Origin of the sequence: Leeuwenhoekiella marinoflava DSM 3653, from assembly GCF_900129005.1 — a bacterium.
In the GTDB taxonomy this organism is placed as follows: Bacteria; Bacteroidota; Bacteroidia; order Flavobacteriales; family Flavobacteriaceae; genus Leeuwenhoekiella; species Leeuwenhoekiella marinoflava.
The window spans coordinates 1-12,735 of sequence record NZ_FQUN01000014.1; the positions used below are offsets into that span (position 1 = coordinate 1).

The window sequence follows — 12,735 nt, forward strand, 5'->3', positions numbered from 1 at the left end:
TCGATATGTCGATACCGATAAAGTAGCAGAAGTTCTGTCTGTTCATAATAGATAGGATTTTAGATAACTAACCAGTATCCAGATAACCATCGAACCCCTGATAATAGGTCTAAAAACCTGAATTTCCATCTGATGCCGTTCTGGAGATAACTGACGGGGGCTTTTATCAAATAAAGTATAAGCCCACAGCTTTGAGTAGCGTATAATTCGCCCCCATCAGTTTGGTCACAGTTTATTATTATTGGGGCTATTCCCCGATAGAAAGTTAACAATTACGGAAACTCACTAACATATAAATAATCCCTAAATAAAGTGCGTTCGCAAAACTAAGGGGGATAGCAAGAGGGTAACACGCTGCGCGATGTTACAGGTGTGTAACTCATTTTATTTCAGGAATTTATAGTTTATTTTTCAGCTTGATTTTGAGTATTTTGCGACAAATGTGCTTTTAAGCCCTGTAAACAGGCAGATTTTTGCGACAAATTCTATTTAAATAGAAGTAAAGAAGGGTAATTCAGGTAGTCCTCACCACATTCCCCTCCACTGGGCTTCGGGGAAAGAGGTTCGTCCAAAAGGTCTTGAACACAGGCCAAAAATGTCAATTTGATAGTATTAAAATCTTGTTAGCCATTTTTGACCTGAGTTCGCTGGGCATTCTAACTTGAAATGGGCAATCTTTTACTTTCGTGATTTAATTATTTTTAAGACACTCCCAACAGCAAACCTTTTTTGATAGAAAAAATACAGGATTCTAAATTAGTCGGGCGCATAAACCGGTCGGCTATGCTTTCCTATTTATAGCCCTCATCTAATTTAAAATCCCGAAGGTAAAAACTATCAAAAAAGGTATTGCGACGGCTCTGGAGGAAGTAAGTGAAACACCAAAACCCCGTATGCGTTTTGATCTACAATACTATTTCAGTTGAGCAAAAAAGGATTTGCTCAAGATGAAATAAGTAAATGGTTTAGTGTTCTGTATTCATTGATGATTCTTCACTTAACAACTCCATTGTTTTATCTATAAACTGCATTTCGGAGAACGGAAGCAGTTTAATAGCTATCCCAATAACATCGGCTACATTGTATTCGATTTTCGTAGGGTTGGTTTCCGGCAGGCAATGCATACCTTCCAAAGCTTTTTTTGAAGTTTTAAGTAGATCTGCAATCCTATGTATTAGTTCCGAGTAATTGGAAGCCAGACCACAGGTTTGGTTTCTGTTTCGGGAGTCATTGATCAATTCAATATGTGTTTCTTTAAGCTCCATTAGCTGATTTAAAAGTTTCTTGGTTTTCATGGTTCGTGATTTAAGTAGTAACATGTCCGGAACTAATCCTTGGTTTCTTGCTGATTTAGTATTTCGGTGATTTTATCAATAAATTCTGCTTCTTCGAGGGGAAGAAGGTCGAGCGCGTGTTTTAGAACTTCTGAAATACTGCGTTCGGGTTCTTTTATAGGTCGATCACCTCCACGTTCAATGCCATTGAGTGCCATGACACTCACTTTAATGATATCTTCAATCAAAAACATAAGATGTAGATGGTTTTGAACCGGGAAGCTTATTTGATAATTATTCTTAATGTGGGGATGAGGTACCAGCTTTCTCAGGTGTTCTTCTCCAATCTGGTTTAAACGTTTAAGCATTTTTTTCTTTTTCATAAGCATTCGCTTTTAGTAGGTTTTTTAATTTTTTTGGAAAGCAGTGACCTTCCACATCTTCTTCCAGAATAGCCATGATTTGCTGGTATTTAAACATATCATCGTGAGGCATCATTTCGATAGCCAATTCTAATACCAGTTTGACACTGGTATCGAGGCTTTGATTACTGAGTGTTTTAGCGTGGAAACTTCCCTGACCGTCTAATGCAAGAACGCATACTTCAAGTAAAGCAGTTGCCATTGAAAGGTAAGCGGTATGATCGTCAAAAAGAAGATTCGCAGTCCTGAACGTATGCCGGCCAACTTGTTTCTTTTGTAAGCCGTAAGGGTAATTAGCTATCTTACGTATACTTCTAAATTTTTGAGTATTGATCTTTCTACTTTTCATACTGTTCTTCTTTTAGATTATGGAGTTCTTTCAGCTCTTCAAGTTTTTTATTGGCCTCTTTGCGAGCGGCCTGAATAAATTTATAGGCAAGGTGTTCCGCTTTTAGGGAGTCTGACTCTGTAAGATCTTCGTGAATCTTTTCGTTTAGGTTATACTGCGCGTGGCAAAGACGGGAATACATCAGTTGAGATCGAAAGGATCTTTTTGGGTAGATAATCTTTGGGACTTCGGAGAACTGCTCACAGAGGTGCAAGAGATAGGGTAGGGAGTAATAGGAGGGCTGATATTCCCAGAAAACATAGATCAACCCCAGGCAGGCTTGTTGAATGGATTGTTGTAAGAGTAGGTATCTGCCCTGATTACTCGGGTTATCCTCGCAGATTGTAGATTTTTCTTCAAAGTAGCACGCGTGTCTCAACCGTTTATTCCAATGCTTTTGGATTCTGAGAAATACCTCAGGGTGATAGAGGTAGGAACCAAGTTGTTTAAGCCGGTTGTCTTCGCTGTAAAGCAAGGTGCCAACTTCTAAAACGCGGTTTAAGAAATTGGAGCCGTAGTTAATCCTATTATTGGCTTCATTAAGGGTAAAGTGAACAGAGTAGAGGGTAACCTGTTCCTGAGTCTTGTTGAAGACCTCATTCATAAAAATTTTGGGGTCAGCTACCTGATCATGACTTATGATAAGCATAGTGGCTACGTAGCTGGAATGCGGTTTTCTGGTTCTGTTTAAAGAAGAGGAATACAAGCAATCCCTCGTTATTTTCTGCTGCCCGATCAAATAAACAGTATGAATGCCGATTAAGCTACGGATGATAGGTAGTACTTTATGGATTTCTGGACTGATGCTTGGCGGCGTTCTCATAGGATAGCTATTAGATGATCATAACTCAAGCTGAATCACGTTTGCTAAAACTTTTAAAAGAAAAGCCTTACTTTTGATTAGCTGTGAGCGTTTCAGGTCTTTGTTGTCCTTTAAAAGTATAGCGGACATGACGCGTACCCTACCAACTCGGCTTGTGAAATACCTGTATGAACTTGTATTTTACTAGCACCAAAAGGCAGAACTTAAGTTTTACTAACTAAAAATAATGCAGATGACTACCACCAAACCCAATCATATAGGCCGTAAAATTGCCCGCATCCGAGAACTGCGTGGGATGAAACAGGAAACCCTTGCCGAAGAATTAGGAATTAGCCAGCAAAGTGTGTCAACCCTTGAAAAAAGTGAAACGGTGGATGCTAAAAAACTGGAACGGGTAGCGCAGGTTTTAGGAGTGACTAAAGAGGGAATTGAGAATTTTTCAGAAGAGGCTGTTTTTAATATTATAGGTAACACAGTCACTAACCACGATAATTCTTCTCTTTTTGCATACCAGCCAACTTTTAATCCTCTTGATAAATTAGTAGAAGCCTACGAGGAAAACAAGAAACTTTATGAACGTTTGGTTCAGGCAGAGCAAGATAAGGTGAACTATTTGGAAGCGTTGCTTAAGAAGAAATAAACTACGTTTCATAATAATTAGATTGAACCTCAAGCTTAATAGTTTGAGGTTATTTTATGGGTGAAATTTATATTTATAAAATATGTATTTCATACATTATCCTGGGCTTTGGGTAGGCTTTGAGTTGGGGATGACCCGTCTTACGCCCTTACAATTTCACTACAACAACTACCAACTCGGATACATTTCATAGAATGACTTTTAAGAATTTTGTACTTGAAATTTAAGTCAATTCAAAAATGAAAAATGTAACATTAAATAATGGCGTAAAGATGCCACTGCTTGGTTTTGGCACCTACTTGCTTCGAAACGGTTCAGAGTGCGAGAAGTCTGTGCTTAATGCTTTAAATATTGGTTATAGACTGATAGACACAGCTGCTGCATATCATAATGAGGAATCAGTAGGCAAAGCAATTAAAAAAAGTAATGTCAAGCGGGAAGAAATTTTTGTTACCACAAAGTTTTTGCCAGAGGCTCCCGGCTATGAAAATACAAAGCGCGCTTTTGAAGCATCGTTAAAAAAAATGCAGCTTGATTATATCGATCTCTACTTAATTCATCTTCCGCAGGGAGACGTGAATTCTTCTTGGAAATCAATGGAAGAATTATACAAAGAAGGTAAAATAAGGGCGATCGGTGTAAGTAATTTCAATAAGGATCAGATTCAGAATTTACTTAAGAAGCATACTGTAGTACCGGCAGTCAATCAGGTGGAGACCCATCCATTTTCTCAAAGAACACAGATGCAGAAAACTTTGAAATCTCAAAGCATACAGTTGGAGTCTTGGGCACCCTTTGCTCAGGGTAAAAACAATCTTTTTAGCAATGAACTGTTAAAAGCGCTTTCAAGCAAATATAATAAGAGCATTGCCCAAGTGGTGCTACGATGGTTAATTCAAAGGGAAGTTGTAGTTATTCCTAAATCAGCAAATATGGAAAGGATAAACGAAAATTTCAATGTATTTGACTTTGAGTTGTCAGCAGATGATATGGTAACCATTACATCATTAGATCAAGGTAGTGCACTGATTTATAGTGTTTAAAAAGCGTTTGAAAACCTGACTACAACAATTACCAATCCGACTACTTTTTATACAACAACAATCAGGAATTTTACACCTGAAATTTATTCAGTATTATAAACAATTAAAAAAAGAATTATGCAAAAGAGAAAATTAGGAAACAGTGGATTAGAAGTTTCCGCATTAGGCTTTGGCTGTATGAGTTTAAACTTTTTAGACGGTAAAGGTCTAGATAAAAAAGATGCTGTAAGTCTAGTGCGCAACGCAGTTGAACGAGGTGTTACGTTTTTTGATACCGCAGAAGCCTACGGACCTTACACCAATGAAGAAATTGTTGGCGAGGCCTTAGAGCCTTACAGAAACGATGTCGTGATTTCCACAAAATTTGGATGCAAAGATGCTAGCCCAGCAGTAGGTTTAGACAGTAGACCCGAAACGATCAGAGCGGTAACCGAAGCATCTTTAAAAAGATTACAAACAGATTATATTGATTTGCTTTATCAACACAGAGTAGACCCTAATGTTCCCATAGAAGATGTTGCAGGAACAGTAAAAGATCTGATACAAGAGGGCAAAGTAAAATATTTCGGTTTATCGGAAGCAAGTACCAGCACTATCAGAAAAGCACATTCAATTCAACCTGTATCCGCATTACAAAGTGAATACTCTTTGTTTTGGCGTGAACCTGAAAATGAAATCATACCAACTTTAGAAGAATTAGGAATTGGTTTCGTTCCGTTCAGTCCTTTAGGGAAAGGATTTCTTACAGGTAGAATAAATAAGAAATTAGAAGATGTTGACCGCAGAAATATTATTCCTCGTTTCAGCGAAGAAAATATAAAGGCCAATATGGTTTTAGTAGATGCACTTTCTGAAATTGCGCAACAGAAAAATATTACGACTGCACAATTAGCATTGTCTTGGCTATTAGCTCAAAAGCCTTGGATAGCACCAATACCAGCGACCACAAAATTGCACCGTTTAGAGGAAAACATTGCAAGTACAACTATTGTATTGACCAATGATGAACTTGAAAGAATTAACACAACAGTCAATGGAATTACACTTGTGGGTAACCGCTATCCTGAATTTTTAGAAAAACAAATAGATAAATAAAACTCATAGCAATGCAAAATATAAAAGGAAAAGTAGTTGCTATTACAGGAGCAAGCAGTGGAATGGGTAAAGCCATCGCCATAGAATTAGCAAAAAATTGTGCAAAGGTTGTTTTAGGTGCAAGACGAACAGAACAATTGCAACAAGTTGTGGAAGAAATAAAAAACAAAGGTGGTGTAGCCACCTTTGTTCAAACTGATGTGAAGCATAAATCCGATCTAGTTCGGCTGGCCAATACCGCAGTTGCGCAATACGGAAAATTAGATGTCATTGTAAACAATGCAGGTGTCAGTCAGTTAAGCCGCATTGACGAATTGGATATTGACGGTTGGGAAGAAATGATTGACATTAACCTCAAAGGCGTTTTGTATGGAATGGCGGCTGCAATTCCTGTTTTCAAAAATCAAGAATCGGGACATATCGTCAATATCATTTCAACTTCAGGAATAAAGATTGTCCCAATGCAAGGCGTTTATGCAGGAACTAAAAACGCCATCCGCACTATTGCAGAAGCGTTTCGGCAAGAGTCCAACGGAAACATACGCATAACAGGCATTTCGCCCGGATTTGTGAAAACAGATTTTGCGAACAACATAAAAAATGAAGAAGTAAAAACAGCTATTCAAAAAGGAATGGAACAAATGGCCATAGACCCCATAGCAATTGCCAATGCTGTAATTTATGCAGTAAGTCAACCTGATGACGTTGAAATTGGTTATATTGTGATTCGTCCGTCAAAACAAAATTGATTAAATTCATAAACGCTTATGCAACAACAATCGAATATCAATCCTATTAAAAGTATATCGCAACTTTCGCGGATATTAGGACTTCCTGCGCCATTGCACCCACTGGTTTCTTTGGTTGATTACCGCAATGTTCCGATTGAAATGTTTCCAAGAGGACAGAAAGTAAGTCTTGATTTTTACAAAATTTCCTTTAAGCCTAGCTTCACAGGACACATAAAATACGGACAAGAATATTACGATTTTGAAGAAGGCGGATTGGCATTTTTGAAGCCTAAACAGATTGTTTTTTCACCTGAAGAAACAGAAAGCTATGAAGGGATTGCTTTGTATTTCCATCCCGACTTTATACGAAATTATCCCTTAGGGAAAACAATAAATCAATATGGTTTTTTCTCTTATGATGTTACCGAAGCCTTGTTTTTATCGGCAAAAGAAAAAGAAATTATAGCTAATTTATTTACTACAATAGCCAACGAATTAGATAACAATATTGACAATTTTAGCCAAGATGTATTGGTGTCTCAAATAGAATTACTGCTGAATTACAGCAATCGTTTTTACAATAGGCAATTTATTACCAGGAAGGCAATCAATCACGACATCATAACTTCTTTGGACAAACTTTTAAACAACTATTTTGAAGAAGAAAATAGTTTGAAAGATGGCTTACCGTCCGTGAAATATATCTGCACCGAATTAAAATTATCGCAACGCTATTTAAGCGATATGCTGCGTTCACTTACAGGACTGAACACACAACAATATATTCAGAACGCAATCATAGAAAGAGCCAAAGAAAAATTATCAACCACCAATCTTTCCGTTTCAGAAATTGCTTATGAATTAGGTTTTGAACATCCACAATCATTCAGCAAGCTCTTTAAAACAAAAGCAAAAATTTCGCCCTTGGAGTTCAGACAATCGTTTAACTAAAAGAAGCTTTAAAAGCGAACGACTGAAAGCTATTGCTGCAAATAAAATATAATTAAATAACTGATTTTTAGTAAGATGAAAGTCTGTTTCTTTAACTTCGTTTTCTTTCGAAAAAGAGTTAGAAAGTTCTGTTTAAAATAGTTACTATAGTATTATTTTAAACAGTTTAAAGGTGAGCAGTTTACTTAATTAATATTTTCCATACTATCAAAGACGGTCAAATACCATTAATCTAAATGCTCTTTTTAGTTTAGCAATAGGTCGGAGTATATCATCTCTAAGATTCAGGAAATATACGGTACGGATTTATTGGGTTCCTGCCCTTGAAGTACGCTTCAATTAGCCGATTAGGCAATTGACCACCCGCATTGTTAACAAACTCTTAAATTTCGACTTTTCAAAACCCGTTTTCATACACTCTTCATACACTATCCTAGGGGATGCCTAGGCTTTGCCTGGGAGTTGCCCCGTCGAAGGTGTGTTTTTGATCGTTCTGAAATAACTTTATAAAATTTTATTCTGATACTGAAATAGATAAAATTATAAGCGGGTTCTTATAAATAGACAATCCATAATGTATCTTTGAGCCGATTAGAGGTGCTAATCGGCTCATTTTTTGATTATATTTGAGCCAATTAAATAGTTAATCGGCTCATCATGTATAATTGGCAACACGAAGACTGGCCTAATTTTAAGTATACTACAACTGCAATCGAAGAGAAGCTCTTTGAATTCAGCCAAAGAGCCGGTCGCGTTAATGGTATATTAGAAGGGCTTTCAGAAACGATGCAAATGGAAGCTATCTTATCGCTAATGGTTGCTGAGGCTGTGAAAACTTCAGAAATAGAGGGAGAATACCTGAGTCGGGAAGATGTGATGTCTTCTATACGAAACCATATGGGTTATTGTACACCTAAAGCGGTCAAAGACCCAATGGCGCGGGGTGTGGGAGATTTAATGGTGCGGGTTAGGCAAAATTTTGCAGAACCTTTGACAGACCTGGTATTATTTGAATGGCACAGAACGCTATTAGCGAGTGCTAGACGCATTAACACCGGGCAATGGCGTAAGCACAGTGAACCTATGCAGATCGTGTCCGGTACCTGGGCCAAGGAGAAGATCCATTTTGAAGCTCCGCCTTCCCATTTGCTTCCGAATGAAATGCAAGCTTTTATAAAGTGGTTTAATGAATCTCATCCAGAAGGAGCCAACCCTATTAAAAAACCACTTATCCGTTCAGCGATTGCACATCTGTATTTTGAGAGCATTCACCCTTTTGAAGATGGAAATGGAAGAATAGGAAGGGCACTATCTGAAAAGGCGCTATCTCAAGACTTAAACCGCCCTATTCTGCTCAGTCTTTCAAAAGCAATAGAGCACGATAAACAAGCCTATTATAAGGCTCTAAAAAACACGCAGCAGTCCAATGAAATAACCGATTGGATTATCTACTTCGTCAATACTGTGTTAGAAGCTCAATCTCAGGCGGAAGAGCTTGTTTCTTTTACTTTGAGAAAAGCCCGTTTTTTTGATCGCCATAGAAATTCCCTGAATGACCGCCAATTAAAGGTCGTCAATCGAATGCTTGATGAAGAACCGGAAGGGTTTAAAGGGGGGATGACGGCAAAAAAGTACATTGCCCTTACCAAAACATCAAAAGCAACAGCAACGCGTGACCTTCAGGATTTGGCAGCTAAAAAGCTATTTATACCTAGTGGGGAGGGACGTAGTACACGCTATGAAATCAACTTTGAGGACTAAAGCTTTTTGAGTGTATTTGATTGTAACCCTTTTCTCGTTAAAGACTTAGATTATTTTTTATACCTTTATAGTATCAAATACCATCAGTCTTAATGTTCTTTTAAATGAAGTGAATTATTCGGTGAATAGATCGAGTAATTCAGCTGTAAGATACAGGAAATATAGGGGGAGAGGTGGTTTCCAAATTACCTGCACCCCGATGAAATAAGTATTTAACATATATTGTTTTATATCTAATTCTATGAAAACTAGTAAAATTAAATTTTTACTGATTTTTTTTATCTGATTGTAGGTATATTTAAAGGTGTCCTTTTTGGGATCAGGATTTTTTTCAAAGTCAATCTATTTGTTCTCATTTTGCAGACTTGTTACTTCGACTTGAGGTAATTTACGTAATTTCCCCGCTCTAAATTTACAGTATGTCGTCTCAAGTAGTTTTGATCACAGGAGCCTCTTCCGGAATAGGAAAATCAATAGCAGAATTTTTAGTTACTAAAGGATTTAAGGTTTATGGCACCAGCCGAAAGCCTAAGCAGCATTCAGAAAATGGGGTTCAATTTTTAGCACTTGATGTAACCCAAGAAAAAACAGTTTCTACTGCGGTTGATCAAATTCTAAAAGTTGAAGGTCGATTGGATATTCTTATTAATAATGCCGGAAAGGGAATTACCGGCCCGCTAGAAGAAATCCCGGAAGACGAACTCAAATCTATTTTTGAAACCAATTATTTTGGACCGCTACGGGTGATAAAAGCTGTTTTACCAACCATGCGCAAGCAAGCAAGTGGACTTATTATTAATGTGACTTCAATAGCCGGGTATATGGGCTTACCGTATCGTAGTGCTTATTCTGCTACAAAAGGAGCTTTAGGTTTAACCACCGAAGCTTTGCGTATGGAGTTGAAGGAGTTTAACATAAAACTCACTAATGTAGCTCCAGGTGATTTTGCTACTAATATAGCTTCTGGTCGTTATCACGCACCTTTATTAGAAGGTTCTCCTTACGCTGAGAATTATGGTAAATCACTCTCTTTGATGGATGAGCATGTAGATCATGGTGAAGATCCTCAAAAAATGGGTGAAGCAGTTTATGCTATTATTAGTACTAAAGAACCTAAAGTACATTATAAAGTAGGGGCATTTATGCAGAAAATTTCTGTGTTTTTAAAAGGAGTTCTTCCTGGCAAAATGTATGAGCGTTTGCTGCTTAAACATTATAAATTATAGTCTACAAGTTAGTTTAGTGTAAGTTAAACACTTATATTTTTTTTAAATGCTATCTTCTTAAAAATTAACGATTATATTGCGTAATTTTGAAACTCAATATTTTTGATAATCTAAATTCTTCATATGAAATTTTTTATTGATACAGCAAATCTAGACCAAATTAAAGAAGCTCAAGAACTAGGTGTTCTTGATGGTGTAACTACAAATCCATCTTTGATGGCTAAAGAGGGCATCAGTGGGAGAGAAAATATATTAAAACATTACGTAGCTATTTGCAATCTTGTTGATGGTGATGTAAGTGCTGAGGTAATCGCTACAGATTTTGACGGAATGGTTAAAGAAGGTGAGGAGCTTGCTGCACTTCACGAACAAATCGTTGTAAAAATACCTATGATTAAAGACGGTATCAAAGCGTTAAAATATTTTAGCGATAAAGGTATCCGTACAAATTGTACTTTAGTATTTTCTGTAGGTCAGGCATTATTAGCTGCAAAAGCAGGTGCTAGTTATGTTTCTCCATTCTTAGGTCGTCTTGATGACATCTCTACAGATGGTTTACAACTTATAGCTGATATTCGTTTAGTATATGATAACTATGCTTTTGAAACTGAAATCTTAGCAGCTTCTATACGTCACACAATGCATGTTATTGACTGTGCTAAATTAGGTTCAGACGTTATGACCGGACCATTAAGCTCTATTGAAGGTTTGTTAAAACACCCATTAACTGATATCGGTTTAGAGAAATTCTTAGCAGATTACAATAAGGGAAATAGCTAATAGCTCTCTTTGATATATAAATTAAAACTCGCTTTTAGCGGGTTTTTTTTATGTGTGATAATTTGGGTTGAGGCCTTAATTAATTCAGTATCAGGAATACTTGTGGTTTCAATCATTAGCTAACTTGTAAGCTTTTATAGTATACACTTTCTAATTAAGCAGGTTTCAGAATTACTTATTCAATCCCTGAAGCAATTCATTCTCAAAATTGCTACTGAATATATTTGCGTGTGCATTAATAATGATGCCGTTACGATCTAAAATAAATGTTTTAAGAAGCGAGTTTAAGGCTAGGTCTTGCGAAAGTTCGTCAAAGCTGTCTTTAATGAAATATTGCTTCGCTATATCAAATTGGTAGCGGTTGATTGTTCTTTGCCATTTATCGAAATCATCATTCACATTAATAGCGATATAGGTATACTCAGGATATTTTTGGATTAGCGTTTTAGCTAATTTTTGAGCACGAAGCGCGTGAGATTTTCGTGCAGAAGACCAGAAGAATACAAAAGTTGGTCTTTTTATAATTTGATCAAGAGTGAGTGTATCACTATCAGAGTTTATAAGCTTCTCGTTAGGAATGTGTTTTCCGGTTTCAATCTTCTTATTAGCCTCATATAATTCTTGAATAAGAATTCTGTCTTGTTCAGAGGTAATACGTTCCATATACATATCGTAGAGCGTTTGGCCTCCTTTTTTATCATTGCTGTTTGCTAAGTAATCTTTAATAGTTCGAGTGAGTAAAAAACTTTCTACAGAATCATTAGATATTTTAGAGTTGATAATTCTTAGTTTATGTAGGTTGTGTGTGAATGATAGTGGGTTGTAAGGTTCTTCTTTGTAATAATCTTTAAAAGCTGCCTGGTTAAAATAGTTGATTAAGAAGCGTTGATAGCTGTAGAGATCTAATAATCCAGAGTCATTAAAGTCTGCTTGCTCTCTATAGTTGTAAAAAGATTTCGGAAAGCTTTCTAAGAACTTTATTCGATCTACACCAAAGTGTGACATAGGATATACCTCTTGACGCGCATAAAAATCGTAGTCAACAATAGCGTGAATTATTTTTTGAAAGGAAACACTAGCATCGTATTTTTGAAAAAAGCGAGAAACAATAGCTTCCCGGTTTTCTTTCATTTTAATAATACTTCTTGTAAAAGTTTCAGGATCTTGTTGATAAACTTCTTGCTGAAGCATCAAGTCATTTTCCTGCTCATTTTGAAGATAGAGTTCTATCATCAGGTTGTTTTTTACAGCACCATAGCCTGTAAAAGTGAGAGTTTCGTCAAATTCAAAAGTATTTACCCTAAGAAGTAAGCTGTCATTAGGTTCAACATAAATGACTTGTCCTTCATTATGAAAAACCTGATAAAGTCCCTGTTTAAAATCTGAAAATTTATAGAGGAAACGGTTGTTTTGATCCAGCTTAATACTATCTATAAGTTTATCATCCTTTTTAAGAAGTAAAAAGTTAGAAGTAGGATTGATTATTTGACCACCTATATATGTGCCGGATTCTGTTTTTTGCGTTTCTTTTGAGCAACCTATTAAAAGTATCAGGGATATACAGATGGCTACAAGTAGCTTAGCGCTCATAAAATATTGAG

Annotated in this window: 13 protein-coding genes; 8 read left to right on the forward strand and 5 right to left on the reverse strand. The window is 36.6% G+C overall.

The window, feature by feature from the left end; genetic code table 11:
• Window positions 1–965: 965 nt before the first annotated feature.
• The 4 genes from BUB91_RS13165 to BUB91_RS13180 are packed head-to-tail and all read right to left on the reverse strand — an operon-like array spanning window position 966 to window position 2,907.
• On the reverse strand, window positions 966–1,295 hold the full coding sequence (locus BUB91_RS13165) for a hypothetical protein (RefSeq protein ID WP_073099759.1): 330 nt from the start codon (window positions 1,293–1,295) through the stop codon (window positions 966–968).
• A 32-nt stretch (window positions 1,296–1,327) separates the two neighbouring features.
• A complete protein-coding gene (locus BUB91_RS13170) occupies window positions 1,328–1,642 on the reverse strand; it encodes a hypothetical protein (RefSeq protein WP_128759359.1) in 315 nt (104 codons plus the stop codon).
• A complete protein-coding gene (locus tag BUB91_RS13175; protein ID WP_073099761.1) occupies window positions 1,635–2,045 on the reverse strand; it encodes a hypothetical protein in 411 nt (136 codons plus the stop codon). The genes BUB91_RS13170 and BUB91_RS13175 overlap by 8 nt, the downstream gene beginning before the upstream one ends.
• On the reverse strand, window positions 2,035–2,907 hold the full coding sequence (locus BUB91_RS13180) for a hypothetical protein (protein ID WP_128759360.1): 873 nt from the start codon (window positions 2,905–2,907) through the stop codon (window positions 2,035–2,037). Before BUB91_RS13180 ends, BUB91_RS13175 begins: the two co-directional genes overlap by 11 nt.
• Window positions 2,908–3,139: 232 nt before the next feature.
• On the opposite strand from BUB91_RS13180, the gene BUB91_RS13185 reads away from it, so the two are divergent.
• From BUB91_RS13185 to fsa, 8 genes are all read left to right on the forward strand, one after another.
• Window positions 3,140–3,547, forward strand: a complete 408-nt coding sequence (locus tag BUB91_RS13185; RefSeq protein ID WP_073099763.1) for a helix-turn-helix domain-containing protein — start codon at window positions 3,140–3,142, stop codon at window positions 3,545–3,547.
• A 239-nt stretch (window positions 3,548–3,786) separates the two neighbouring features.
• A complete protein-coding gene (locus BUB91_RS13190; RefSeq protein WP_073099764.1) occupies window positions 3,787–4,590 on the forward strand; it encodes an aldo/keto reductase in 804 nt (267 codons plus the stop codon).
• Between the two features lie 117 nt (window positions 4,591–4,707).
• Window positions 4,708–5,685 carry an aldo/keto reductase gene (locus BUB91_RS13195; protein ID WP_073099765.1) on the forward strand — a complete coding sequence of 326 codons (978 nt, stop codon included), beginning with the start codon at window positions 4,708–4,710 and terminating at the stop codon, window positions 5,683–5,685.
• 11 nt (window positions 5,686–5,696) lie between these two features.
• Window positions 5,697–6,434, forward strand: a complete 738-nt coding sequence (locus BUB91_RS13200) for an SDR family oxidoreductase (protein WP_073099766.1) — start codon at window positions 5,697–5,699, stop codon at window positions 6,432–6,434.
• Between the two features lie 18 nt (window positions 6,435–6,452).
• Window positions 6,453–7,367, forward strand: a complete 915-nt coding sequence (locus BUB91_RS13205; protein WP_073099767.1) for a helix-turn-helix domain-containing protein — start codon at window positions 6,453–6,455, stop codon at window positions 7,365–7,367.
• Between the two features lie 657 nt (window positions 7,368–8,024).
• Complete coding sequence (locus tag BUB91_RS13210; protein ID WP_241652614.1) at window positions 8,025–9,128, forward strand: Fic family protein; 1,104 nt, start codon at window positions 8,025–8,027, stop codon at window positions 9,126–9,128.
• Window positions 9,129–9,547: 419 nt separating this feature from the next.
• On the forward strand, window positions 9,548–10,354 hold the full coding sequence (locus BUB91_RS13215) for an SDR family oxidoreductase (RefSeq protein ID WP_073099769.1): 807 nt from the start codon (window positions 9,548–9,550) through the stop codon (window positions 10,352–10,354).
• 123 nt (window positions 10,355–10,477) lie between these two features.
• Window positions 10,478–11,134 carry a fructose-6-phosphate aldolase gene (fsa, locus tag BUB91_RS13220; RefSeq protein ID WP_073099770.1) on the forward strand — a complete coding sequence of 219 codons (657 nt, stop codon included), beginning with the start codon at window positions 10,478–10,480 and terminating at the stop codon, window positions 11,132–11,134.
• 171 nt (window positions 11,135–11,305) lie between these two features.
• Here fsa and BUB91_RS13225 read toward each other — a convergent pair whose 3' ends face one another.
• On the reverse strand, window positions 11,306–12,724 hold the full coding sequence (locus BUB91_RS13225; RefSeq protein ID WP_073099771.1) for a TlpA family protein disulfide reductase: 1,419 nt from the start codon (window positions 12,722–12,724) through the stop codon (window positions 11,306–11,308).
• Window positions 12,725–12,735: the final 11 nt, after the last annotated feature.

Excerpts from the sequence above, each read along its gene's own strand:
- BUB91_RS13175 (WP_073099761.1), bottom strand. The coding sequence starts at position 2,045 with ATGAAAAGTAGAAAGATCAATACTCAAAAATTTAGAAGTATACGTAAG.
- BUB91_RS13210 (WP_241652614.1), top strand. The coding sequence starts at position 8,025 with ATGTATAATTGGCAACACGAAGACTGGCCTAATTTTAAGTATACTACA.
- BUB91_RS13225 (WP_073099771.1), bottom strand. The coding sequence starts at position 12,724 with ATGAGCGCTAAGCTACTTGTAGCCATCTGTATATCCCTGATACTTTTA.
- BUB91_RS13215 (WP_073099769.1), top strand. The coding sequence starts at position 9,548 with ATGTCGTCTCAAGTAGTTTTGATCACAGGAGCCTCTTCCGGAATAGGA.
- BUB91_RS13190 (WP_073099764.1), top strand. The coding sequence starts at position 3,787 with ATGAAAAATGTAACATTAAATAATGGCGTAAAGATGCCACTGCTTGGT.
- BUB91_RS13185 (WP_073099763.1), top strand. The coding sequence starts at position 3,140 with ATGACTACCACCAAACCCAATCATATAGGCCGTAAAATTGCCCGCATC.
- BUB91_RS13195 (WP_073099765.1), top strand. The coding sequence starts at position 4,708 with ATGCAAAAGAGAAAATTAGGAAACAGTGGATTAGAAGTTTCCGCATTA.
- BUB91_RS13170 (WP_128759359.1), bottom strand. The coding sequence starts at position 1,642 with ATGCTTAAACGTTTAAACCAGATTGGAGAAGAACACCTGAGAAAGCTG.
- BUB91_RS13200 (WP_073099766.1), top strand. The coding sequence starts at position 5,697 with ATGCAAAATATAAAAGGAAAAGTAGTTGCTATTACAGGAGCAAGCAGT.
- BUB91_RS13205 (WP_073099767.1), top strand. The coding sequence starts at position 6,453 with ATGCAACAACAATCGAATATCAATCCTATTAAAAGTATATCGCAACTT.
- fsa (WP_073099770.1), top strand. The coding sequence starts at position 10,478 with ATGAAATTTTTTATTGATACAGCAAATCTAGACCAAATTAAAGAAGCT.
- BUB91_RS13165 (WP_073099759.1), bottom strand. The coding sequence starts at position 1,295 with ATGAAAACCAAGAAACTTTTAAATCAGCTAATGGAGCTTAAAGAAACA.
- BUB91_RS13180 (WP_128759360.1), bottom strand. The coding sequence starts at position 2,907 with ATGAGAACGCCGCCAAGCATCAGTCCAGAAATCCATAAAGTACTACCT.